We start from the raw sequence: 22,870 nt of genomic DNA on the forward strand, positions 1-22,870 counted from the left end.
ATGGCTCTCCTCGAGGCCCGGGGCGTCGGCAAGCGCTTTGGCGCCGTTGTTGCCCTTTCCGATGGGCGGCTCAGGGTCGAGGCGGGCGAAATCCACGCCCTTCTCGGCGCCAATGGCTGCGGCAAGAGCACCTTGTGCAAGACTGTGGCAGGCGCCGTCGCGCCTGACGCGGGAACCATTGCGATCGATGCCGAGCCGCGGCATTTCCGCGGCCCGCGTGATGCGGAGCGCGCCGGCATCGCCCTGTTCTACCAGGAGCTCAGCCTCATCCCGCAGCTCAGCGTCGAGGCCAATCTCGGCCTCGGCCATGAGCCGCGCACGCGGCTGGGCTTCGTCGACCGTCGGAGCTTGCGGGCGAGGGCGCGTGAACTGATCGCTCTCTTCGAGGGAGTCGCGGGACCGGACCTGACACCCGAGGCGCTGATTGCCGATCTGACGCCCGATCTGCGCCAGATCGTCGAGATCCTGAAGGTGCTTGCCCGCGAGCCGCGCCTCCTGATCCTGGATGAGGCGACGGCGGCACTCGACGGGCGGCAGGCCGAGCGACTCTTCGAAATCCTGCGCCGGCGCAAGGGCGAGGGGGTCTCGACCCTGATGATCTCGCACCGTCTCGACGAGGTCTTTGCCGTCGCCGACAGGATCACGGTGATGCGCGGCGGCGCGACGGTCGCCGAGCTCGCAACGGCTGAGGCCGATCGTAATACCGTCGTGCGGCACATGGTTGGCGAGACAAAACTTCGCCCTGCTGCCGGACGGCGCCCGCCTGCGGCACAGGCAAAGGCAGGGCTGGTCGTGGCCCATGTCTCGAACCCGCGCCTGCGCGATGTCTCGCTCAGGGTGGCGCCGGGCGAGATCGTCGGTCTCGGCGGGCTGCAGGGACAGGGGCAGTCGGCCTTCCTGCAAGGGCTGTTCGGCGTCCTGCCGTTTTCCTCCGGTGCGGTCACGCTCGCGGGCGAGGCCTTCATGCCGGCCCGCCCGGCCGATGCGATCCGGCGCGGTCTCGCCTATGTCTCCGGCGACCGTGGGCGCGACGCGGCCCTGAGCGGCCGCTCGATCTTCGAAAACCTGATCGCTGCCGTCCTCGTCCGCGAGAAGCGGGCGCTCGTCCGGCGGAGCGTGCTCGTGCCGCGCGCCGCGCAGCATGCCGACAGCCTCAGGACCAAATATGCGAGCCTTTCCGCAGCGATCGGCACGCTGTCGGGCGGGAACCAGCAAAAGGTCTTCATCGCCCGTTGGCTGGCGACCGGGCCGCGCGTCCTCCTGCTCGACGATCCGACCAAGGGCATCGATCTCGCCGCCAAGGCCGATCTGCTGTCGATCATGCGGCAGCTCGCCGACGCGGGGGCGGGCATCCTGATCTACTCCTCCGAGGACGCCGAATTGCTGGAATGGTGCGATCGCGTCGCCGTCTTCAACGCCGGGCGGGTCGTGGCCGAACTCGCCGAGAACACGCTGGATCCCTTCCACCTGACGCGCGCCTCCTATGGAGAGGTGGCATGAGCGCGGCCCTGATCCGCAGCCAGCCCTGGATGCTGACGCTCGCCGCGCTGATCGTGCTCGTCCTGGTCAACACCGCCTTCCAGCCATCCTTCGTCCAGCCGGCGGTGCTGCAATCGAATCTCACGACTTTCCTGCCGCTGGCGCTGGTCGCCATCGGCCAGACCTATGTCGTGCTCAGCGGCGATATCGATCTCTCGGTCGGCGCGATTGCCGCGCTCGTCAATGTGGTGACGGTCAGCGTCATCGCCGCGATCGGCGGCGAGGGGATGGCGGCCATCTTGGCCGGCATGCTGGCGGGGCTGACGACCGCGCTGCTCTGCGGGCTCGTCAATGGCCTGCTCGTCGCGCTGCTCCGGCTCCAGGCCATCGTCACCACCTTCGCGACCGGTATCGTCTTTGCGGGGGCGGCGCTCTTCGTGCTGCCGCAGGCGGGCTTGCCGGTGCCCGAGCGATTCTGGCGCAGCTATGGCGCGACGCTGCTCGGGCTGCCGGTCGTGCTCTGGATCCTGCTGGCGGGGCTCGCCTTTGCGCTCGTCTTCGCCCGCCGGCCCTTTGCCGCGCATCTGCTGGCCGTCGGTGGCAGCCGTGTCGGTGCCTTCCAGACCGGCCTCAGGCTGGAGCGCATCCGCATCGGCGCCTTTGCCCTGTCCGGCCTGTTTGCCGGTTTCGCGGCCCTGTGCCTGACCGGGGAGACGGCGAGCGGCGATCCGCTGCTCGGACAGAGCCTCGCGCTCTCGTCGATTTCGGCCGTCGTGCTCGGCGGCACGGCGCTCTCCGGCGGCTCGGGCAGCCCTGTCGGTTCGGTGCTGGGCGCGCTGGTGCTCGGCATGATCGGCAATGTCATCTTCTTCGCCGGTCTGCCCTTCGCCTGGCAGACCCTGGTCCAGGGCGTCATCGTGCTCGCCGCACTGGCCGGCGGCGTGCTGGTGACGCGGCGATGACGGTGCGGGCCCTTCTCACCAATCCGCTGGCGCTCGCCGCGGGGGCGATCGCGCTGCTGCTCGCCATCGGCGAAGCGCTGTCGCCGGGTTTTGCCCAAGGCGACCAGATCGTCCGCCTGACGACAGTGGCCGCGATCCTCGGCATCGTCGCCGCCGGTCAGAACCTCGTCATTCTCGGCGGGCGCGAAGGCATCGATCTGTCGGTCGGGCCGATGGTCTCGCTCGGCGCGGTCATTGCCGGCAATGTCATGGCCGGGCAGGACGCCGCCATCCTGCCGGCGGTGCTGGCCGCCTGCGGCGTGACCTTCGGCATCGGGCTGGTCAACGGGCTTGGCGTCACCCTGGTCCGGATTCCGCCGCTGGTCATGACGCTCGGCATGACCGCGATCATCCAGGGCGGCCTCGTCGTCTATTCGCAGGGCGTACCCTCCGGCAATGCCGCGCCAGCCCTGATGGCCTTCGTCAATCGCCCGTTGCTGTTCGGGCTGCCCGGCATCCTCCTGGTCTGGGCCGTCATCGCACTGGCGCTCGGCTTCGTTCTGCGCTGCACGGCCTTCGGGCTCGGCGTCTACGCAATCGGCGCCAATGAGCGCGCCGCCATGCTCGTCGGGCTGCCCGTCGCGCGCATCCGCTGCCTGCTCTACGGCTTCTCAGGCCTGTTCGCCGGCCTCGCGGGTGTCTGCGTCATCGGTTACACCGGCAGCTCCTTCATCAGCGTCGGCGATCAGTACGTCCTGTCCTCGATCATCGCGGTGGTCATCGGCGGCACATCGCTCGCAGGCGGCGCCGGGGGCTATCTCGGCACGGTGCTCGGGGCGCTGGCACTCGTGCTGCTGCAGAGCGTGCTGACGACCTTGCAGCTTGAAACCTATGGCCGTCAGATGATCTTCGGCCTGACGCTCCTGGTGCTGATGCTGCTTTACGGCCGTCAGGCCAGGCTGCGGGTCTGATCATGAGCGTGCCCACGATCGCCACGGTCGCAGAACTCGCCGGCGTCTCGACGGCGACGGTCTCGCGGGCATTGCAGCGCCCCGACAAGGTCCAGCCGGAGACCCGTCGGCGCGTGCTCGAGGCCGTGGCGGCGACAGGTTTCGTGCCGAACTCCCAGGCGCGCAATCTCCGGAGCCGCGCGACCCGCACGGTCATCCTGCTGGTGCGCGACATCTCGAACCCGTTCTATCTCGAGATCTACAAAGGCGTCGAAGAGGCGGCCATGCGGGCCGGGTACAAGGTGCTGATGGGGGATGCGCGCGATGACGACGAGCGCATCACCCACTATGTCGACATGGTGCGCGCGCGCCACGCAGACGGGCTCATCCTGATGGTCGGTCGCTTCCCGGACGCCCTGAAGACGGAGCTGTCGCGGCTGCCGCCGATCGTGATCGCGCTCGAGACCTTTCCCGAGCTCGCGCTGCCGACCGTCTCGATCGACAACATCGCTGCGGCCCGGCAAGCCGTCGAGCACCTGCTCGGGCTCGGCCACCGCCGCATCGCCCATATCACCGGGCCGCTGCCGGAGCGGCTCGCGGTCGACCGGCTGGCCGGGTATCGGAGCGGCCTCGCCGCAGCGGGCATCGCGGCCGATGAGGCGCTGATCGTCGAGGGTGATTTCAGCCTGGACGCCGGCCGCCGGGCCGTGCGCCGTCTCAATGAGACCGGGACCGGTTTCACGGCGCTGTTTGCGGCCAGCGACCAGATGGCATTCGGTGCGATCAGCGAATTGCGCGCTTTCGGGCTTTCGGTCCCCACGGATGTCTCGGTCGTCGGCTTCGACGATATCGTGCTCGCCGACGCCTTCATGCCGCCGCTGACCACGATCCACCAGCCGCGTTTCGATATCGGGCGGCAGGCGATGGCGCGCATGATCGGTCTCCTCGGCGAGGAGCCGGCCGCCGCCAATCTGGTGATGGAGACACGCCTCGTCGTGCGCGGTTCCACCGCTCCTGTGCCACTCTGCCCGACCCCCAACCCGAGAACGAAGGAATGAGACGATGAAAGGTCCAGCCCTGTTCCTCGCGCAGTTCGTCGGCCCGACGGCGCCCTTCGACAGTCTCGATGGTCTTGCCGGCTGGGCGGCCGGGCATGGCTATGTCGGCGTCCAGATCCCGACCAACGATCCGGCGCTGTTCGATCTGGCGCAGGCGGCGCAGTCGAAATCCTATTGCGAGGACATCGTCGCCAGGCTCGATCGCCATGGCCTCCAGGTTACCGAGCTATCGACCCATCTCCAGGGCCAGCTGGTCGCGGTGCATCCGGCCTATGACCTGCTCTTCGACGGCTTTGCGCCGGCAGCTCTGCGCGGCAAGCCTGCCGAGCGGCAGGCCTGGGCCGTGGACCAGCTGAAACTTGCCGCCCAGGCCTCGCGGAATCTCGGCCTCGCCACGCATGCCACCTTCTCCGGTGCATTGGCCTGGCCCTATGTCTATCCATGGCCGCAGCGGCCGCAGGGCCTCATCGAGGAAGCGTTTTCGGAACTGGGCCGACGCTGGACTCCGATCCTCGACGCCTTCGACGAGGCCGGCGTCGATCTCGCCTACGAGATCCATCCCGGCGAAGATCTCCATGATGGCATCAGCTTCGAGCGTTTTCTTGAATCGGTTGGTGAGCATCGACGCGCCAACATCCTCTACGATCCCTCGCATTTCCTGCTGCAGGCGCTCGACTATCTCGCCTTCATCGACATCTACCACGCGCGCATCCGGGCCTTCCACGTCAAGGATGCCGAGCTCAACCCGACCGGCCGTTCCGGCGTCTACGGCGGCTATCAGGGCTGGGTCGAGCGGCCCGGCCGTTTCCGTTCGCCGGGCGACGGGCATGTCGACTTCGCCGGCATCTTCTCGAGGCTGGCCCAGTACGATTATCGGGGCTGGGCGGTCGTCGAATGGGAATGCGCCCTGAAGCACCCCGAACAGGGAGCAGCCGAAGGTGCTGCGTTCATCCGCAGCCATATGATCCGCAGGGCCGAACGGGCCTTCGACGATTTCGCCGCGAGCGGCGCCGACAGTGCGACCAACGGCAAACTCCTGGGGCTCACCCGATGAATGCGCGCATCCGGCTCGGCATGGTGGGTGGCGGCGAGGGCGCGTTCATCGGCGCGGTGCACCGTATGGCGGCGCGTCTCGACGGCGAATACGAGCTTCTCGCAGGGGCGCTCTCCGCCACGCCCGAAAAGGCGCTGCGCTCGGGCCTTGCGCTCGGTCTCGACCCGGCGCGGGTCTATGCCGATTTCGAGGCGATGGCGCGGGCCGAAGCGCGACGTCGCGACGGCATCGAAGCCGTGGCCATCGTCACGCCGAACCACATGCACGCTCCCGCCGCGCTCGCCTTCCTGAAGCGCGGCATCCACGTGATCTGCGACAAGCCGCTGGCGACGAGCCTGAAGCAGGCGCAAGGCCTGAAGGCGGCGACGGACCGTGCGGGCGTGGTCTTCGCGGTGACCTATAACTATTCCGGCTATGCCATGGTCCGCCATGCCCGGGCGATGGTCGCAGCCGGCGAGATCGGCCGCATCCGGGTCGTCCAGGTCGAGTACCCGCAGGAGTGGTTGACGGAGGCGCTCGAACAGACCGGCCAGAAACAGGCGGAATGGCGCACCGACCCGGCACGCTCCGGTGCCGGTGGGTCGATCGGCGATATCGGCACGCATGCGTTTCATCTGGCGGCCTTCGTCTCGGGGCTCGCTGTGACGGAGATCTCGGCCGAACTCACCAGCTTCGTGGCCGGCAGGCGTCTCGACGACAATGTCCAGGTCATGCTGCGCTACGAGAATGGTGCGCGCGGCAGCCTCTGGGCGAGCCAGGTCGCGCCGGGCAATGAGAACGGCCTGCGGCTGCGCATCTATGGCGACAAGGGCGGGCTCGAATGGGCGCAGGAACAGCCCGATCAGCTGAAATGGTCGCCCTTCGGCGAGGTGCAGCGCATCGTCACGCGCGGCTCCGGCGGCGCCAATGCGGCAGCGCAACGTGTCACCCGTGTCCCCGCCGGGCACCCCGAAGGCTATCTCGAAGCCTTCGCCACGATCTACCGGGAGGCCGCCGCCGCCATCCGGGCGCGCCAGGCCGGACAACCCATCCCTGGCGACTGCACGTTCCCGACGCTGGAGGACGGGCTTCGGGGCATGGCCTTCATCGAGGCCGCGGTCGCCTCATCGAAGGCAAACGCGCGCTGGACGAAACTGAAGGGCTGAAGGAGCTGCCACCCTGCGAGCCGCGTGCGGCTGGATCAGGGGGAGTTTCAAAGCTCCCCCTGGCGCTGGTCTGGGCGTTCGCTTCGGTGAGGTGCCTTGGCGGGAACAGCTCATTGCTGCAGTGGGTTGCTTTCAGAAGCTCACCCTGATCTGGGCCTGGCCGCCGAGGCGGTTGGTGGAGCCGGAGAGTTCGCCGTCGAGGCGGGCGCCGAGCGTGACGGAGGGGCTGAGCCTGAGGTCGAGCCCGGCGGCGAGCAGCGCGCTGTTGCGGGCGGGCCTGGCACCCTCGACCGCGAAGCCTGAGCCGGTCAGGCCGGCGATCGAGGCGGAGAGGTTGGCGTCACGCTGGTAGTAATGCGCCCAGCTCGCCCGGAGATAGCCGGCGACAGGCAGCCCGTTCAGCCCGCTGGCATAGTCGAGCTGCAGGCCAAGCTCGCTGCGCGAGGTGATGTCGTTGCGCCGGGCCACGTTGAGCGCGCCGGCATTGGCGCCGGCCCAGTTCGCCTCGGTCAGCGCCGGGCTGCGCGCCTGGATCGCCTGCAGCGCCGCCAGCGGCGAGAGCGTCAGGCCGTTCCAGTCCAGCACGGCGGCGCTCGCCTGCAGCCGGCCGCTCCAGGCGGTGGTGGCATAGGACGAGGAGAGCGCGCTGCCGAGCACCGGGATGCTGCGCTTGATCTCGTTCTCGAGCCGGCCATAGCCGAAGGCAGCAGCGAGGTTGAGCGGGCCGAGCCGGGTCGTGCCGTACAGGCCGGCCTGGAAGACATCGGCCTCGGCCTTGCCGAGACCGCCGGCGAGCGAGGACCGGGCGCTGCCGCCGGAGACCGCAAAACCCGCAACCGTGCCGGGCATGATCCTGAAATCGGCGCCGACGGCGAGATGGGCATCGTCGAGATCGCGCTTGGCCGAGCCGGTTCGGGCCGAGCCATCGCTGCGGCCGACCGAGCCGAAGGCCGCGCCCCAGACGGTATAGGCCGGGCTGTCGAGCCGCGCTGCCGGGGCCAGCCAATCAGCACCCTTGCGGTCGAGGCCGGAGAAGGAGGCTGCGCCGGGAGCAGGCGCCGCCGCGCCGCGGCCCGCCGCGAAGGGATCGAGCATCGCGCGCAGGAACTGGTCGGCGGCCGAGACCGCCATCGCCGGTGCGGCGGTATGGGCCTCGCCCGAAAGCTGGTTCACCGCCCCGGGGATCGCAGCCGCCGGCAGGTTGTAGATGCCGAACAGCGCCGACGGATCGGCCCCACCCGCCACCGCCCGGTCGAGGCCTGCGGCCACGGAATAGGCGTTCAGCGGAGCCGTGACGCCGAGCGTCGTCATCGCCTTGGGCGTCAGTGTCAGGAGCACGTCATTTGCGGTGTAGCTTACCGCGCTGGAAACGCCGTCGCCGAAGGACGCGGTGACATCGGTCGTGCCGAATGTGCCGCTGCGGCCGCCGGCCGCCGAAAGCAGGATATAGGCACTGTTGAAGGTGTAGGGGCCACCCAGCGGCACGATCCGCAGCGTGCCGGCAAGCGTTGCCGAGCCGGTGACGTTGACCCGGTCGGAGACCGCGCCCTGCACTTCGGCAATGTAGGTCGAGCCGACGCCGAGCGTCAGGTTGCCGTTGACCGTGATCGTGCCGGGCGAATTGCCAGGCGCGAGCGTGCCGTAAACTGTGGTGCCGGGCACTTGGCCAGAGCCGCCGAGCGTAGCGCCCGCATTGACGGTCAAGCTGGAAGATGAGGCGATGGAGCCGTTCACCACCAGCGTTCCGACAGTCACGGATGTCGGGCCCGTATAAGTGCTGGTGCCCGAAATCGTCGTCGTACCCGCGAAGTTCTGCTTGAGGCTGCCCGCGCCGGAGATCGCCCCGGCAAAGACCGCTCCGGTGTTGTCCTCGGTCGTCAGGGTCTGGCCGCTGGCGATGATGACCTGCGCGCCGGTAACACCCGACAGGAAGCCGATCGTCTCGCTCTGTGCAACATCGAGGGTCGCGCCGCTGGCGATCTCGACACGCCCGGCGTCACTGATCGCCTGGCCGCCGGTGATGGTCAGGGTGCCAGCATTGATGAAGGTCGTTCCGGTATAGGTATTGGCGCCCGAAAGTGTGAGCGTGCCGCCGCCGGCCTTGACCGGCTCCCGGCGGAGGAGCCGTTCGAGATGACGCCCTGCAGCGTCGTCGTCGCGCCGCTGGCCACGTCGATGCCGCCGGAACCGGTGATGCTGAACGTCCGCGCCGCCGCCAGCGTGGTGGTGGCCGTGACCGCCAGCGTGCCGCCGTTCGAGAGCACCAGGTCGTTGGCGGCGTTGCCAAGATTGTTGCTGGCTCCGATCGAGAGCGTGCCGCCGCTGATGGCGATATTGCCGGTGAAGTCGTTCGCGGCGGACAATACGAGGGTGCCCGCGCCGGTCTTGTTGAGCGCCGTGGAAACGCCGCCGCTAATCAGGCCAGTGCCGCCGATAGAGCTGCCATAGGTCACCGTCCCGCTCGAGACGCCGATATTCGCCGTCACGCCGCTGAGGTAGATCGCAGCGCCGCTGACGCTGCCGGCTGCGCCGGGCGACCCGCTGAAACTGCTCGGGCCCTGTCCGACGCCCTGAGTGCCACCAGTCCCCCCGGTGACCGAGACGCCCGAAATCGAGGAATCGAGGATGGTCAGCGAGCCGCCGGTGGCGACATAGATCGCGCCCCCGCGTGCCGCGCCGCCCGCGCCGCCGGAGCCGCCATCCGAGCCTGGGCCTTGCGAGCCGTTGTTGTTGGTAACGCCATCGCCGCCCTGTGCGCCATTGCCGCCATTCGCATTGCCTGCACCGCCATTGTTGTTCGGCGTATAGGCCGTGCTGCTGGTTGTGCCGGAGCCGCCGCCGCCGCCGCCGCCATCGCCGAATGATGCCCCCGCAGTGCCCGCGGTCCCTTGCATGCAGGCATGGCCGCCGGTGCCGCCGAGGCCGCCCGCGCCGCCGCCGCCGGTGGCGCCGCCATTATTGGCTGCGCCACCGGCGCCGCCATTGCCGCCATTGACTGGATCTGCCGCCGCGTTCTGTGCCACGCCGCCATTGCCGCCCGCACCGCCGGTCGCCGCATTGCCGCTGAAGCTGACTTCGGCGATCGTGACGATGGCGCCGCTGCCGACCAGAAGGCCTCCGCCCGCACCGAGGCCGCCGCCCCCGCCGCCGCCCGAGCCATACGCGAGCCCGCCGCTGTAATAGCCGTTATACCCGTTCTCGCCTTTGCCGCCGCGCGCGGCGGTGTTGGTGATCGCGAGATTGGAGATGTTGACGGTCGGCGCATTGGCGCCATTGACCTGAATGCCTTGAAAGGCCGCCGCACCATCGATCGCCTGGTTGTTGCCGGTAATGTTCACCGTGACATTGGCGTTGCTCGCCTGCAGCTGGGCGAGCGAACTCGTCAGCGTAAAGCCATTGGTGATGTTGATCGTGGTCGTGGAGCCGGCGCCCGCCGCGGCCACGGCCGCCACGGCCGCGTTCCAGTCGCTCTGGTTCGCGACATCGATCGCCAATGCCGGCGTTGCCGCCAGGGCTCCGAGCATGGCGAGCGCCGATACGCTGGCCAACCAGGCCCGCCGTATGCCGGAATGGTGGTGTTCGCGGCCCGTAGACATGCCCGAGTTCGCGCTTACTGCAGGCGCCTGGCGCGCAGTCGATGCCCAGAAATTCATGCTGCGCCCCCCAAAGGCACCGTCCAACGCGATTCGTCCGCTGGCCCCGTCGTCACCGAGCAAAGGACCAAAAAACGAATGGTGAATAGCCATTGTTGACGAGAACTATCCGCGGGAATACGGAAGCTGAGCGCAGATACAAATCAGCAACACTTACCGTGAATGCTGACGTTTCGGCATCTTCACTGCACTTGTCTCAATGAGGCGGCGTTGCGTCGGAACCGATCCGTTTCGCTATCTTGGAGCGGCCGCCGTCTGCAACAACGACTGCTTGCTCGTCATCGCTCTGATCCACCACCCACGGGCGGACTGAAACAGCGCGCCGGGCCACCACGGCAGTGTCGATTATTCCGCGTGGGGTGACGGTCCCGCAGCTCTTCGACAAGGGAGCCAGGATGTTTCCGACACTGAAACGCTGTTCCCATCCGCCGCCGCGCGCTCGCCGCGCCGAACGGATCGCCGTTCAGGCCTTGGCTGCGTCGGTCGCGAGGTAGTCAAACACGACCTCGCCGAGGCCCAGCGTCAGGTCGGCAATGTAGTGGCTCGCCGAGACCACTTCGTGAACGGGCAACCGCGCCACGTCACACATCGCATGCTCGAAGAGCTGCAGCGCGGCCGGGCCGGACCAGGCCCCTTTCAACGTCACGTCCTCCATGTAGTAGCGCACCAGCTCGCAGATGCGCGGCGAACCGTCGACATGAGGGATGATCTTGATCATGAAGGCGGGCTTGGCCATGGCCTTGGCAAGCGGCGCCAGATCGAGTTCGCGATGCTTGTAGCCCATGGTGGCGGTCGCGCAGAGGACCGAGCCGTAATGCAGGGTGCCGACGAGCGTCTCCTGTTGATGCGTCAGCTTCGGCGTCGCGAGTTTCTTCGGGAAGCCCCAGATCTCGCGCCCGCCGGCAATGGGTGAATTGTCGTCGAGATACATGGCGTGGACATAGCCGCCTTCCTGGACCTCGCCCGACGCGGTGGTGAAGCGCACCGGGATGACCTGACCCGTCTCGGTATAGTCGCCGAAGCCGGTCGAATCCGGCATGCGGATGAACTCATAGGCCACGGTATCGCCGATGACCTCCAGCGGCTCGGGCACGAACGCGCGCAGCCGCTCGATATCCGTCCGGTAGTTGATGACGACGAATTCGCGGTTGTAGAATTTGTAGGGCGGCTTCGGGTAGGCGGGATTGTTCAGTGGCATCGCGAAAGCATTGGCGCGCACATCGGCGATCTTCATGACGCTGTGTCCTCGTTGCTCGTTGCCTGAAGCCTGCTGCGACATGCTCGCAAGCCACTAACTGCGCTTTCGCATCGCCAGTTCAGCCAGATCGAAGGTGGCGACGCCATCGGGCGTCTCCGCGGGCCGAAGCACTTCGGGATAGCTCAGGGTGAAGCACGCGTCTTCGTAGCCCGATGCCCAATGCTCTTCCATGGTCGCGCGCGAAAACTCGTAGTCCTTGGAGGAGCCCTCATAGCTCTTGGAGCGGTAGATCAGGTGGACGATGTTGTGGATCTTGTCGTCGGCCTCGGCGATCAACGCGAGAACGTCAGGATCGGCGTTGGCCAATGCCGTTTTCGGAACGTATTCGATCAGATGCCGCAGCGCGCGTCGCAGGCTCTGGTTCTTCCGGAACTGGTCGGTCGCTGCACGTGTGCGGCTTGAGAAGCGGATATCCTTCAAGCGCGAATCCTGGCTGGCCAGATCCTTGGGAAACTCGCCCTTCGCGCTCCACAGGTCGACCTGAAATGCGAGCGTGTCCTGGCGAGGCCGGCTGTCCAGAACCCATTGCAGCGGAGTGTTGGAAACAAGTCCGCCGTCCCAGTAGCTCTCGCCATCGATCTCGACGGCGGGGAAACCCGGGGGCAGGGCCCCGCTGGCCATGACATGCTCGGCCGCGATGACATGGGTCGCCGTGTCGAAATAGGCGAAATTGCCCGTTCTCACATTCACGGCTCCTACGCTGAAGCGCATCGGGCCGGCATTGATGCGATCGAAATCGACGAGCCGCTCCAGCGTCGCCTTGAGCGGGCTGACATCGTAGAAGCTCTCTGCAGCAGCACCGCTATCCGAGGACAGGAAGGGCGGGATCGGGCGCGGGCTGAAGAAGTCCGGCGCGCCGCCCATCAGCGTGGCGAAGGCGCGCGTCTGGTTGAGCCAGCCATGCGCGAGATCACCATTCCACGCCATCGCTCCCAGCATGGACGAGAGCAAGGCGGGGAAACCCGGCAGCGGCGCGGTGATCGCCTCCCAGAAGGCACGCAGCGCATCCACGCGCTTCTCCGGCGGATTGCCGGCGATCAGGGCGGAATTGATCGCGCCGATCGAGATGCCCGCCACCCAGTCAGGATGCAGTTCGGCTTCGGCCAGGGCCTGGTAAACTCCGGCCTGATACGACCCGAGCGCTCCTCCCCCTTGCAGAAGCAGCGCGATACGCTCGAACGGTGGGCGTTTGGGCATGCGGCGTACCTTGTTCATGGGGCGCAATGGCCAGGCATCTTGCATTGAACCGCTCTGCGATTGGTTCAGATTTTCATGCGGGTTGATGGGTTTCAAGAGCTGCAGATCGGGGCGAACGGGCCTTGGCTGTTCTCCCGGTTGGGGACAGCGCCAGTCCGATGGGATCGGGCTTTTCGCTCGCTCAGGACAGTTCCTTCACGCCGGCTGGCGTTTCGATCAGCGCACGATAGCGCAGATCATCGCCTGGTATGATGACAGGCGGACGGTCGATCCCGAGCGTCTCATAGAGCGTCGAGAGGGTGGCCGCGTCACGGTGTGCGAGCGTGAATGAGCGCAGCCGTGCACCCAGATCCGCAATCGCAGCCATCGCGCGCGGCTTGCCCCGCCTGTCGATGAGGGAAGGGGCTGCTCCGCCAAGGGGCAGGGCGCCGTCATCCGGGATCGCGAAGTCAAAGGAGGGGGCGGACCATGGCAGCGAGACCTTTCGCCCAAAGATGTCTTCGCGGCCTTGAAGGACAAGGTCGATGGTGTCGGTTCGCGCGACCCAGCCGCGCAGGCGGCGCCCCGCATCCCAATCGGCTTTGACGGCGATGCGATCGTCGAGGCCGAACCAGCGTGCGCGGCCAGGCCCTTGCGCATCCGGGTCGAGCGCGACGATTTCCAGATAGACGGTCCCGCCGAGCTGCAGCAGGTGATTATAGGTGCCCATATAGCCATGGCGCTGCCCGAAAGGGACATCGAGATCGAGGCAGGATCGAACATGGGCGACGCCTTCGACCAGCGTCGGCGCAATCACGGTGAGATGGTCGAGCGTCAGCATGTCCTGGCCAGCGGGCAAGGGGGTAGGGTTTCGTTCACGATTGTTCGGAACGCGGTCAAGTCCGGAAACCGGGAATGCCGGCTGACGATGTATTTGGGGTGGTTCCCGCTCATGGATTCGAACCACAATTCCCTGAGCCAGAATCAGGTGTCCTGCCGTTAGACGAAGCGGGATCGTCTAACCCTGTTGTCGCCCGGCACTATGCGCGGAGAAATACACCAGGCGTCCTCGGTCCGGTCTGAATACAAAGTGTTGCATGGCTCGCGGCTGCACATCAACGGCAATTGGCGTTGCGATGCTGACCTCGGCCAGCGAAGGGATCGAGAGAGTGAGGAGACGCCATGTCTGCCGATCTGCGGATCGAGAAATTCGTCGCGCTTTGGCCGGTTTCGCCATTCCGGCAGGACGCTCAACACGCCTGGCAGATCACCCAGAGGGCCGCGGAACTGGTCGGAGCGGCGCTCAGCGCTCTTGATGACGATTACAGGCGTGAAGGCGATATCGCGGTGCACCGGACCGCGACCATCGAGAGCGGGGCTGTCCTGAAGGGGCCCGCGATCATCGGGCCGGGCTGCTTCCTGGCCGCCGGCGCCTATCTGCGTGGCGGCGTGTTCCTGGACGAGGGCTGCATCATCGGGCCCGGATGCGAGCTCAAGTCGAGCTTCCTGTTCCAGGGGGCCACGCTCGCGCATTTCAACTTCGTCGGCGACTCGATCCTGGGTGCGGACGTCAATCTCGAAGCGGGTGCGATCATCGCGAACCACCGTAACGAATGGGAGACGAAGGCTATTCGCTTCGTCTTTGGCGGAGGGGTCGTCGAGCCCGGCGTCGAGAAGTTCGGGGCGCTCGTCGGGGACCACGTGCGGGTCGGCGCGAACGCGGTCATCGCGCCCGGCGCGATCATCGGCCGGGGGACCAAAATCCCCCGGTTGACGCTTGTCGATCAGGCTCCCGGCCTCTGAGGGAGGGGCGGTCAAAGCCGGACGCTTGAGCCGCCGCCTTGTGCCCCTCGACCGAGCGGCGCTCGCAAGGGCTGCGCGGCGCAAAGGTCGCTTACGCCGCCCCGCCTTCGGCTGCGGGAAGCGCGGTCGGGCGTTGCGTTCCGTCGAGTAAGGCATGCACCGGATCATCGCCTGCGAAGCCGGCCTGGGCCAGTATCGCATCGACGATCGGCTTTTGCGCGCCATAGCTGAGGAGCTGGCTGCTGAGGTCCGCGATCGGGCCGCCATGTCCGGCCGATCCTGCGCCGCCAGCGCCCATAGCGCCGAGCAGGCCGCCCGCACTGAAGATCTTGATGTCGGAGATCTTCTCTATCGGCTTCATCACCTGCGCGAGAGCTTCGGGAATGACGGCGATGCGCTGCTTCGTCAGCTCGAAATCGACCATCTGCGGCGAGAGCGAATTGCGGGCTTCGTTGAGCGCACGCTCGCGCTTCGCCTCCGCCTCGCCGAGTTCGATGATGCCGCCCGCACGAACCTTGGCGGCCTCGGCCTCGGCCTGTGCCTTGGTCAGCATGGCCGCAGCGAGATTCTCGGCGGCCTCGCGTTCGGCCTCGGCCTTGACCGTGATACCGGTTGCGGCCTGCTCGGCATCCTTGCGAGCGTCGATGACGGCGATCTTCTTGGCGCGTTCGGCGACCTCGACGGCGCGCGCGGTCGCGACCTGCTCCTCGGCGGTGACGGCTGCCGCCTTGGCTTCCTCCGCCTTGGCCTTGGCCTGTGACTCGGCTTCGCTCTTCTGTGCAACGGCGATGGCGGCGTCGATCCTGGCTGTCTCGGTGATGCGCGTCGCTTCGGCCGCGCTTTCGGCGATGCCGCGCTCGGCCGTGATGCGGGCGGTCTCTTTGGCCTGGCGCGCCTCTGCCTCGTTCTTGGCGACGCCACGTTCGGTCTCGAGCCGGGCCGTCTCCTCGGCCAGGCGTGCGGCCTGCTCCGCACGGGCCTGTTCCGCGCGCGTCTCTGCCGTCTTGTTGACGATGTCGCGCTGCTGGTTGAGTTCGGCGTCGCGTTGCTCGCGCTCGATCGTCAGGCGCTGCAGCGTTGCCTCACGGTCCTTCGTCGCAATGGCCACCTCGTTCTCGCGCACGATCTCGTTGCGTTCGCGGCGCCGCTCCTCGGTGACGCGGGTCAGCGCGGTCAAACCCTCGGCGTCGAAAGTGTTGTTGGGGTTGAAATGCTTGATGTCGGTCTGGTCGAGCCGCGTGAGCGAGACGGATTCAAGCTCGAGGCCGTTGGATTGCAGGTCGGCCGCGACGGCATCCTGCACCGCCTTCACGAAGTCAGAGCGCTTTTCCTGMAGGTCCTTCAGGCTCATGGTCGCGGCAACCGAGCGCAGCCCGTCGACGAACTTGGCTTCCACGAGGGTCTTCAGCAGGTCGGCATTGTTGGTGCGGTCGCCCAGCGTCTGCGCCGCCAGGGAGATATTGTCCGCATCCGGTTTCACCCGCACGTAGAACTCCGCGGTGATGTCGGCGCGCATGCGATCGGCCGTGATCAGCGACTCGCCTTCGCTGCGGTGAACTTCAAGGCGCAACGTGCTGAGCTGCACCCAGGAATAGGAATGGAAGATCGGCAGGATCACGGACCCGCCGTCGAGGACGACCCGCTTGCCGCCTAGGCCGGTACGGACATAGGCCTTGTCCCGGGTCGAGCGCGTATAGAGCGCCGCCATGACCACGCCGATGCCGATGATGAGCACAATCGCCGTTCCGGCAATCGTGAGGACGGAAACATAGTCCATGAACGTATTTCCCCTTATCCAGCTTCAGGTCTGCGCGCCGAGCTCATCGGGCGCAGGAATGGCCTCGAACAACCCATTGGAACCATCGACCACCAGAACGCTCGCCCCTTGCGGGATGAGGTGGCCCGCGGCGGCTTTCGCCCGAAGGACGTGGATGTTGCCGTGCAGGTCCCTGACACGGACCCGCCCCGGCTTGCCCTGGTCGAGCGGGCCGAGCGTCACCGTGCCGGTCAGCCCGATCAGGTCGGACTGGCTGATGGCGTTGGATTCATCGCCCGGGATAATCCGCGCCGTCCAACGCGACAGCGCACGTGTCGTCGGCAGCGCCACCATCACGGCGAGCAGGCTGGCAAACAGTGTCGGCAGCGGCGAAAGGAGCGCCTGGGCCACGCCCTGAATGGCGAATCCGGCGATGGCGAACGAGGCCAGCCAGATCATGATCAGCACGAGCAGCGGCACGCCGCCCCGGTTGAGCCAGGACATCCAGGCATCGAGCGGGCCGTGCTCGCTATGGACGCCGTGATGGGAGAGCCCGTCATTCACCAGCGACGAGATCGACATCCCCACGACCATCGCGAGGATCTCGATGGCGACGATGCCGACGAGGATCAGCGCAGCGATCGTGAAGGGATAGAGGCCCGGCGCAGTCAGTGCGCTCATGAACCGCTGTGCCCTTTATAGCGGGCCAGCCGCTCCTGGATTGCCCTCTCTCGTTGCAGGCGGGCCAGTTCCTCGACCTCGGAGACGCCTGTCTCCGGCCGCCCGGAGACACCGGTGACGCGCTCGATCGCGTTCAGCGATTGGGCCAGTCGGTTGTCATTGCGGACCGAGGCACTCACGCCCTGGCTCGCATCCTCCGCGCCTTTGCTCTCCTTCAGGGCGGCGAGCCGGGCAACGGCATCCTGCCGGGCGGAGTTGACAGCCTGGAGGGCCTTGCCCGCCTCCTCGATCTTGCCGGCAGCCTCAGCCAGCGCCGTCTCCAGCGCCGAGCGCTGTGCCTCCAGGTCGATCTGCAGGCCGATGACGGGTGTGACCAGATCCTCGCGCCCGCTGGCCAGGCCGATCTCGATCTTCCCTGCGAGATCCTCGATCTCGTCGTTGATCTCGGCGATCTTCGCCTTGAGGCGGTGCTCTTCGGCGCGTGCCTTGCCGGCGCCCGCCCGCGCATCCTCCGCGACCGCGTCGATCTCCCTGATCGACTGCTCGACGGTGACGATGGCGTTGGCGCCTTCAAGTGCATCGACGGTCCCGTGGGCGGCGCCCGCGATGATACGCCCGATGCGCGATAAAATTCCTTCGGTGGCCATGACGGTCTCCTTCGGTGTGATGGCAGCAGCGATGCCGACGAGGATGAGAGTCTCGTCATCCCGCAGCACAAGCCGTGCTTCGGCGTGATCCGACCAACCAGGTACGTAGCCGGCAACAGAATAGGGAATGAGCCTGCGCCCCTCGATGGTGGAGAGGCTCAGATGCGTGGGGGTCTTGATGGCATAGAGCCGCCCATCCAGCGGCAGGTCGGCGACGACGGTTCCACTGGTTCGGCCTGCGTGATCCCGCAGGCCGAGCGTCACCAGCCGCGCCGGTAACCGCGTCTGTTCGCGGATGGTGGCGTAAGCCTGCTCGTGCAGGGCGACGAGATTTGCACTGGCGCCGCGATCACGTTCGATCTCGTCGAGAATGCGCATCATCTCGGCATAATCCGCGAGCGTTGCGCGGATCGCGCGCATGTCGTCCGGCGAGGGGTCCAGGACGTAGCTCATGGTCGACTGATAGCGCGAAACCATGCCGAGGATATAAAGCACTTCCTTTGTGCTTTCAAGGGACGCCTACGTAACGTCAGCTATGACCTGCCGTTGGTGCGCCGGTCATGAATACGGCCGGGCGCCGATGCGGAACAGGTGCTCGCCCGGAAGAGGGAAAATGCGGGCGCAGATGCGCCGGGGATGCCGCCAAGAGCACCCTGATATCGCCAGCAGCGCGGGCGCGAGGCCCCTCTTTCGCAATACATACAGAGAGACCTTCAGGACTCGGTGCTCAACAAGAGTATGGCGCGTCGCGCCGCAGGATACTCTGTTGGCACCGGTGTCTGGCGACGTGCGCCGATTGCTGCCCTGTGCCATGAATTGCAGGCCGCGGTGAGGGCGGCGGGGCCACGCTAACCCGGAAGCCAGGATGACCAGGATTCTTCATCGCTCCCTGAATGGGCGGCTACCGCGAGCGGTTGCGGGGCAGGGCATCACGATCACGGATGCCGAGGGGCGCAGCTATATCGACGGTTCCGGTGGGGCCGCCGTCTCCTGCCTCGGCCATGGCCACCCGGAGGTGCTTGCGGCGATGCGCGCCCAGATGGACCGCATCAGCTATGCCCACACCTCCTTCTTCACCACCGATGTCGCGGAAGAGCTTGCGGAGCGCCTGATCGACCTGGCGCCAGCAGGGCTGGACTACGTCTATCTCGTCTCGGGCGGTTCGGAGGCGGTCGAAGCGGCGCTCAAGATGGCGCGGCAATATTTCGTCGAAATCGGCCAGCCGCAGCGCCGCCATTTCATCGCCCGCCGGCAGAGCTATCACGGCAATACGCTCGGCGCGCTCGCGGCCGGCGGCAATGCCTGGCGGCGGGCGCAGTTCCAGCCGATCCTGCCACAGAGCCACCATGTCTCGCCCTGCTATGCCTATCGTGACCTCAGGCCAGGCGAGACGTCCGAAGCCTATGCCGAACGGCTCGCCGACGAACTGGAGGCGAAGATCCTCGAACTCGGCGCCGAAGAGGTGATCGCCTTCGTAGCTGAGCCGGTGGTCGGCGCAACGCTGGGAGCTGTCGGGCCGGTCGCGGACTATTTCGCGAGGGTGCGCCGCGTCTGCGACAAATACGGCGTGCTGCTGATCCTCGACGAGGTGATGTGCGGCATGGGCCGCACCGGCACGATGTTCGCCTGCGAGCAGGACGGCATCTCGCCCGACCTCGCCACCATCGCCAAGGGGCTGGGGGGTGGCTATCAGCCGATCGGCGCCGTGCTGCTGTCGCAGCGGATCTATGACGCCTTCGCCCAGGGCTCAGGGCTGTTCCAGCATGGTCATACCTATATCTGCCACCCGCTCGCGGCGGCGGCGGCGAACAAGGTCGTCGAGATCATCTCGCAGCCGGAAATGATGGGACACGTCCGCCTGATGGGCGAGCGCCTGCAGGCTGGGCTCGACGCACGGCTCGGCCAGCACGCCCATGTCGGCGACATCCGCGGGCGCGGTCTGTTCCGCGGCATCGAGATCGTTGCGGACAAGGAAACCAAGGCCCCCTTCGATCCGGCCCTGAATCTGCATGCCCGGATCAAGAAGGAGGCGATGGCGCGCGGCCTGATGAGCTATCCGATGGGTGGCACAGTGGACGGGCGGCTCGGCGACCATGTGCTGCTTGCACCGCCCTATATCATCCAGCCTGACGAGATCGACCTTATCGTCGAGCGGATCGGCGCGGCGATCGAGGCAGCGGTGCGCAGCTGACTGGCCCGATGCTTCAGCCTTTCCGTGTTTGCATCGGTCCCAAAAACCGGAACTTTTTCGGGCCAGTGATTTTCAGAACCGGCATCCTCCGGCGCTGCCTTCAACGAGATTGACAATGACGAACTCTCCTTGCCCACCGATCACTGACGCCGGCTGGCCGGACCAGATTGCCGAGATGCGAACCGGTTTTGCCGGCGCGCTCAATGTCTACCGGACGATGGCCCATCATCCGGAGCTGCTGAAGGCCTGGGCTGCGCTACGCCAGCATGTGGTGAGGGACAGCGCGCTCGGCGCCGTGCGTTCGGAGCTGGTTATCCTGCGCGCCGCGCACCGGATGGGCTCGCCCTATGAATGGGCCCATCATGTCAGCCGGTCCCGGGTTTTGGGGATGAGCGATGCGCGTATCGCCGCGATGCGCGGGATGCCGGAGGGCGAGGACGGGCTGGTCGCCCGCGCTGTCGACGCGCTCTTCGATCAGCGCCGCCTGCCGGCCGAACTCGAGGCCGAGCTTGCGGAGGCATTCGGGCGCAAGGCGGTCTTCGACCTGATCGCGACCGTCGGATTCTATTCCGTGCTCGGCTATATCCTGATGACCTACGACACGCCGATCGACGGGCCGGTCGCAACGGAAATGGCGGAACGGCCCTTGTCCGGCGCGTAGCAGGACTAGACCGGCCTTTGCGCGCGCCTCGATCAGGCGTGAGCTTTCGTCCAATGCGCAGCCGTCGCATCGAGGGTGGCCGCGATCACGGCGCCGACGCCGCGGTCGTTCAGGCGGTAGAAGATCCGCCGGCCGACGCGGCGCGTCGACACGATACTTTGAAGCCGCAGGCGGGTCAGCTGCTGGGAGACCATGGCCTGGCTCAGGGACAGGGCGGTTTCGAGTTCCGCGACCGAGCGTTCCTGCTCTGCAAGCAGATAGAGCAGCTTCAGCCGGTTCTTGTGAGCCAGGACCTTGAACAGCTCGCTGGCCTGCAAGGCCCTGGCTTCCAGCGTCGCGGCTGGTTCCGGGAGGGAGGTCGCTCTGTCGTCCGGCATGGCACCCAATGGTCGCGCGATCAGGAAGTTCGCTATATCCATTGGAATATAACCGACCGGGCAGGTCGTTGTCCACGCAGCTCTTCCAGGCCATCGCTGGGAAGGACGATTTGCGCGCAACCGTTACTTCATGACTCTAACGAAGAAGCCAAGACATCGCATTGTATTTCCGTCTGAATAACGGGGAGGGCGGAGAGCTGTCTCCTTGGCCGGCACGCCCCAAACGGATCGAGGCCCGCGGCATGCCGCAGGCCTCGACGGTCACGTCCGAATCCTGTCGGTTACCGGAACAGCGCCAGCGACTTGGACAGGGTGATCCAGACACCCCAGGCAATCGGGATGCCGACGACGGCCCAGGCGAGCAGCGCCGTGCCGTCGAGCCCGCCCTTACCGATGCCGAAGGAGCCGTAATGCAGGCTGGCGCTGGCATTGGCCGACTTGGCCTGGAGGGCGGCGACTTCCGCGTCCTTCATGAACCATTTCGTCGCAACGGGGCGCACGAGCAGGTTGCAGATAAAGCCCAGCACCAGCATGCCGGCCAGAATATACATCGTCCGGTCATAGACCTGCGCACGGGGCACGCCCGCATTGATCTGCGCCTCGCGGATGTAGTTCACGACCACCGGGCCGACGATGCCGGCCGTCGACCAGGCCGTCAGCAGGCGCCCGTGGATMGCGCCGACGAACTGGGTTCCGAACATGTCGGCGAGATAGGCCGGAACCGTCGCGAAGCCGCCGCCATACATCGACAGGATGATACAGAAGAAGCCGACGAACAGCGCCAGCGAGCCGGCATGCGCCGCCCAGGGCGAGAGCCCGTAGAGCAGCATGCCGAGGCCGAAGAAGGTGGCATAGGTCAGCTTGCGCCCGAGCTTGTCCGACAGCGAGGCCCAGAAGAAGCGGCCGACGATGTTGAACAGCGAGAGCAGGCCGACAAAGGCCGCGGCGATCGTCGCGATCTGCTTCTTCTGCTCGGCATCGAGCGCGGCAAAGCCGATCTCGGGCTTGCCGATCAGCGATCCCGCGAAAATCTCCTGCAGCATGGGTGACGCCATGCCGAGCACCCCGATGCCCGCGGAGACGTTGAGACAGAGCACCGCCCAGATCAGCCAGAATTGCCGCGTCTTGTGCGCGTCCTTGAGATGGACATGGCCGGACGTGATCATCGCGTTCTGCGTTGCCGGCGGCGTCCAGCCTTCCGGGCGCCAGCCGGCGGGCGGAATGCGGTAGCCGAAGGCACCTGCCATCATGAAGGCGAAGTAGATCACGGCCATCACGACGAAGGTTTGCCAGACACCGACGGAGGTCGGCGTCTTGAAATAGTTCATCAGGATGTCAGCCAGAGGCGAGCCGATCATCGCGCCGCCGCCGAAACCCATGATCGCCATGCCGGTCGCCATGCCGCGCCGGTCCGGGAACCACTTCACCAGCGTCGAAACCGGAGAGATGTAGCCAAGGCCAAGTCCGATGCCGCCGATCACGCCCGAGCCCAGCCACATCAGCCAGAGCTGGTGGGTGTAGACGCCAAGGGCCGAGATCAGCAGTCCGCCACACCAGCACAGCGCCGAGACGAAGGCAGCCTTGCGCGGGCCCGAGCGTTCGAGCCAGCCACCCCAGATCGCTGCCGAAGAGCCGAGCAGCACGAAGAACAGCGTGTACATCCAGCCGAGATCGGCGACCTTCCAGTCGCAGCTCGTCGTGAACAGCGAGCCGATCAGCCCGACATCCGCCGCGCAGGCGACGGGCTTGGTGATGCCGATCGCTTGGCTGAGCGGCAGCCAGAACACGCTGAAACCATAGGCCATGCCGATGCATAGATGGATGCAGAGCGCCGCAGGCGGCACCAGCCAGCGATTGAACCCCGCAGTCGCGATGATCCGCTCCCGGTCCAGCAGGCCGGGCGACGGTGCGACTTGCCCCAGATCTTGTGCGATGCTCATCCCAGTCATTCTCCCCGAGCGTTTGGCGTCCTGGCCGGTTTCCGCACCGGCTTCTTCCGACACCGGCCTTCCCTCGAAGGGCCGGTGGCATTCCGTGAAC

19 protein-coding genes, 1 tRNA gene and 1 pseudogene are annotated in these 22,870 nt (G+C 66.6%); 9 read left to right on the plus strand and 12 right to left on the minus strand.

What is annotated here, in order from left to right; translation table 11 throughout:
• From AC1DGP_RS20595 to AC1DGP_RS20620, 6 genes are read left to right on the plus strand one after another with little or no spacing between them, the layout of a single operon-like run.
• Entirely contained in the window at positions 1-1,500 is a 1,500-nt protein-coding gene (locus tag AC1DGP_RS20595) for a sugar ABC transporter ATP-binding protein (RefSeq protein ID WP_476832472.1), read from the plus strand.
• The gene (locus AC1DGP_RS20600; RefSeq protein WP_476832473.1) at positions 1,497-2,441 is read left to right on the plus strand and encodes an ABC transporter permease; all 945 of its coding nucleotides are present in this window, start codon (positions 1,497-1,499) and stop codon (positions 2,439-2,441) included. Before AC1DGP_RS20595 ends, AC1DGP_RS20600 begins: the two co-directional genes overlap by 4 nt.
• A complete protein-coding gene (locus AC1DGP_RS20605; protein WP_441508217.1) occupies positions 2,438-3,391 on the plus strand; it encodes an ABC transporter permease in 954 nt (317 codons plus the stop codon). The genes AC1DGP_RS20600 and AC1DGP_RS20605 overlap by 4 nt, the downstream gene beginning before the upstream one ends.
• A 2-nt stretch (positions 3,392-3,393) precedes the next feature.
• Positions 3,394-4,428 (plus strand): LacI family DNA-binding transcriptional regulator, encoded by a 1,035-nt coding sequence (locus AC1DGP_RS20610; protein WP_441508216.1) that lies wholly within the window; start codon positions 3,394-3,396, stop codon positions 4,426-4,428.
• A 4-nt stretch (positions 4,429-4,432) separates the two neighbouring features.
• Complete coding sequence (locus AC1DGP_RS20615; protein WP_441508215.1) at positions 4,433-5,482, plus strand: sugar phosphate isomerase/epimerase family protein; 1,050 nt, start codon at positions 4,433-4,435, stop codon at positions 5,480-5,482.
• Complete coding sequence (locus tag AC1DGP_RS20620) at positions 5,479-6,627, plus strand: Gfo/Idh/MocA family protein (RefSeq protein ID WP_441508214.1); 1,149 nt, start codon at positions 5,479-5,481, stop codon at positions 6,625-6,627. The genes AC1DGP_RS20615 and AC1DGP_RS20620 overlap by 4 nt, the downstream gene beginning before the upstream one ends.
• Positions 6,628-6,759: 132 nt before the next feature.
• On the opposite strand, the gene AC1DGP_RS20625 is transcribed toward AC1DGP_RS20620, so the two are convergent.
• The 7 genes and pseudogenes from AC1DGP_RS20625 to AC1DGP_RS20655 form a co-directional block, all read right to left on the minus strand.
• Complete coding sequence (locus AC1DGP_RS20625; RefSeq protein ID WP_476832474.1) at positions 6,760-8,361, minus strand: autotransporter family protein; 1,602 nt, start codon at positions 8,359-8,361, stop codon at positions 6,760-6,762.
• Between the two features lie 30 nt (positions 8,362-8,391).
• Positions 8,392-8,694, minus strand: a pseudogene (locus tag AC1DGP_RS20630) (autotransporter-associated beta strand repeat-containing protein); the annotation flags it as partial.
• Positions 8,652-10,373 (minus strand): autotransporter-associated beta strand repeat-containing protein, encoded by a 1,722-nt coding sequence (locus AC1DGP_RS20635; protein ID WP_476832475.1) that lies wholly within the window; start codon positions 10,371-10,373, stop codon positions 8,652-8,654. The gene AC1DGP_RS20635 and the pseudogene AC1DGP_RS20630, both read right to left, overlap by 43 nt.
• Positions 10,374-10,743: 370 nt before the next feature.
• A complete protein-coding gene (locus AC1DGP_RS20640) occupies positions 10,744-11,514 on the minus strand; it encodes an acetoacetate decarboxylase (RefSeq protein ID WP_476769896.1) in 771 nt (256 codons plus the stop codon).
• Positions 11,515-11,571: 57 nt separating this feature from the next.
• Complete coding sequence (locus AC1DGP_RS20645; RefSeq protein ID WP_441508211.1) at positions 11,572-12,735, minus strand: patatin-like phospholipase family protein; 1,164 nt, start codon at positions 12,733-12,735, stop codon at positions 11,572-11,574.
• 181 nt (positions 12,736-12,916) lie between these two features.
• Positions 12,917-13,573 carry a VOC family protein gene (locus AC1DGP_RS20650; protein ID WP_476769894.1) on the minus strand — a complete coding sequence of 219 codons (657 nt, stop codon included), beginning with the start codon at positions 13,571-13,573 and terminating at the stop codon, positions 12,917-12,919.
• 81 nt (positions 13,574-13,654) lie between these two features.
• Positions 13,655-13,728 (minus strand) — tRNA-Gln (locus tag AC1DGP_RS20655).
• A 168-nt stretch (positions 13,729-13,896) separates the two neighbouring features.
• Between AC1DGP_RS20655 and AC1DGP_RS20660 the strand changes: the two genes are divergently transcribed.
• On the plus strand, positions 13,897-14,517 hold the full coding sequence (locus AC1DGP_RS20660; RefSeq protein ID WP_441508209.1) for an LbetaH domain-containing protein: 621 nt from the start codon (positions 13,897-13,899) through the stop codon (positions 14,515-14,517).
• Between the two features lie 91 nt (positions 14,518-14,608).
• Here the strand turns inward: AC1DGP_RS20660 and AC1DGP_RS20665 are convergent, their stop codons facing one another.
• The 3 genes from AC1DGP_RS20665 to AC1DGP_RS20675 are packed head-to-tail and all read right to left on the minus strand — an operon-like array spanning position 14,609 to position 18,096.
• Positions 14,609-16,294, minus strand: coding sequence for a flotillin family protein (locus AC1DGP_RS20665; protein ID WP_476832476.1), 1,686 nt, complete (start codon positions 16,292-16,294; stop codon positions 14,609-14,611).
• Positions 16,295-16,318: 24 nt separating this feature from the next.
• Positions 16,319-16,954 (minus strand): OB-fold-containig protein, encoded by a 636-nt coding sequence (locus tag AC1DGP_RS20670; RefSeq protein ID WP_476776579.1) that lies wholly within the window; start codon positions 16,952-16,954, stop codon positions 16,319-16,321.
• Complete coding sequence (locus AC1DGP_RS20675; protein WP_476832477.1) at positions 16,951-18,096, minus strand: PspA/IM30 family protein; 1,146 nt, start codon at positions 18,094-18,096, stop codon at positions 16,951-16,953. Before AC1DGP_RS20675 ends, AC1DGP_RS20670 begins: the two co-directional genes overlap by 4 nt.
• 370 nt (positions 18,097-18,466) lie before the next feature.
• Between AC1DGP_RS20675 and AC1DGP_RS20680 the strand changes: the two genes are divergently transcribed.
• Both AC1DGP_RS20680 and AC1DGP_RS20685 read left to right on the plus strand, forming a co-directional pair.
• Positions 18,467-19,792: an aspartate aminotransferase family protein gene (locus tag AC1DGP_RS20680; RefSeq protein WP_441508205.1), complete on the plus strand. Its 1,326-nt coding sequence runs from the start codon at positions 18,467-18,469 to the stop codon at positions 19,790-19,792.
• A gap of 115 nt (positions 19,793-19,907) precedes the next feature.
• Positions 19,908-20,453: a carboxymuconolactone decarboxylase family protein gene (locus AC1DGP_RS20685; RefSeq protein WP_441491047.1), complete on the plus strand. Its 546-nt coding sequence runs from the start codon at positions 19,908-19,910 to the stop codon at positions 20,451-20,453.
• Positions 20,454-20,485: 32 nt separating this feature from the next.
• Here AC1DGP_RS20685 and AC1DGP_RS20690 read toward each other — a convergent pair whose 3' ends face one another.
• Together AC1DGP_RS20690 and AC1DGP_RS20695 are read right to left on the minus strand one after the other, a co-directional pair.
• Positions 20,486-20,872: an ArsR/SmtB family transcription factor gene (locus AC1DGP_RS20690; protein ID WP_476832478.1), complete on the minus strand. Its 387-nt coding sequence runs from the start codon at positions 20,870-20,872 to the stop codon at positions 20,486-20,488.
• Between the two features lie 239 nt (positions 20,873-21,111).
• A complete protein-coding gene (locus AC1DGP_RS20695; RefSeq protein ID WP_476823927.1) occupies positions 21,112-22,770 on the minus strand; it encodes an OFA family MFS transporter in 1,659 nt (552 codons plus the stop codon).
• Positions 22,771-22,870: the final 100 nt, after the last annotated feature.

The sequence above is a fragment of the Allobosea sp. 05T433 genome, assembly GCF_056396065.1.

Coding starts and splice junctions, on each gene's coding strand:
- AC1DGP_RS20610 (WP_441508216.1), top strand. CDS start 3,394: ATGAGCGTGCCCACGATCGCCACGGTCGCAGAACTCGCCGGCGTCTCG.
- AC1DGP_RS20620 (WP_441508214.1), top strand. CDS start 5,479: ATGAATGCGCGCATCCGGCTCGGCATGGTGGGTGGCGGCGAGGGCGCG.
- AC1DGP_RS20605 (WP_441508217.1), top strand. CDS start 2,438: ATGACGGTGCGGGCCCTTCTCACCAATCCGCTGGCGCTCGCCGCGGGG.
- AC1DGP_RS20680 (WP_441508205.1), top strand. CDS start 18,467: ATGACCAGGATTCTTCATCGCTCCCTGAATGGGCGGCTACCGCGAGCG.
- AC1DGP_RS20595 (WP_476832472.1), top strand. CDS start 1: ATGGCTCTCCTCGAGGCCCGGGGCGTCGGCAAGCGCTTTGGCGCCGTT.
- AC1DGP_RS20640 (WP_476769896.1), bottom strand. CDS start 11,514: ATGAAGATCGCCGATGTGCGCGCCAATGCTTTCGCGATGCCACTGAAC.
- AC1DGP_RS20615 (WP_441508215.1), top strand. CDS start 4,433: ATGAAAGGTCCAGCCCTGTTCCTCGCGCAGTTCGTCGGCCCGACGGCG.
- AC1DGP_RS20670 (WP_476776579.1), bottom strand. CDS start 16,954: ATGAGCGCACTGACTGCGCCGGGCCTCTATCCCTTCACGATCGCTGCG.
- AC1DGP_RS20660 (WP_441508209.1), top strand. CDS start 13,897: ATGTCTGCCGATCTGCGGATCGAGAAATTCGTCGCGCTTTGGCCGGTT.
- AC1DGP_RS20600 (WP_476832473.1), top strand. CDS start 1,497: ATGAGCGCGGCCCTGATCCGCAGCCAGCCCTGGATGCTGACGCTCGCC.
- AC1DGP_RS20690 (WP_476832478.1), bottom strand. CDS start 20,872: ATGGATATAGCGAACTTCCTGATCGCGCGACCATTGGGTGCCATGCCG.
- AC1DGP_RS20685 (WP_441491047.1), top strand. CDS start 19,908: ATGACGAACTCTCCTTGCCCACCGATCACTGACGCCGGCTGGCCGGAC.
- AC1DGP_RS20645 (WP_441508211.1), bottom strand. CDS start 12,735: ATGCCCAAACGCCCACCGTTCGAGCGTATCGCGCTGCTTCTGCAAGGG.
- AC1DGP_RS20635 (WP_476832475.1), bottom strand. CDS start 10,373: ATGGCTATTCACCATTCGTTTTTTGGTCCTTTGCTCGGTGACGACGGG.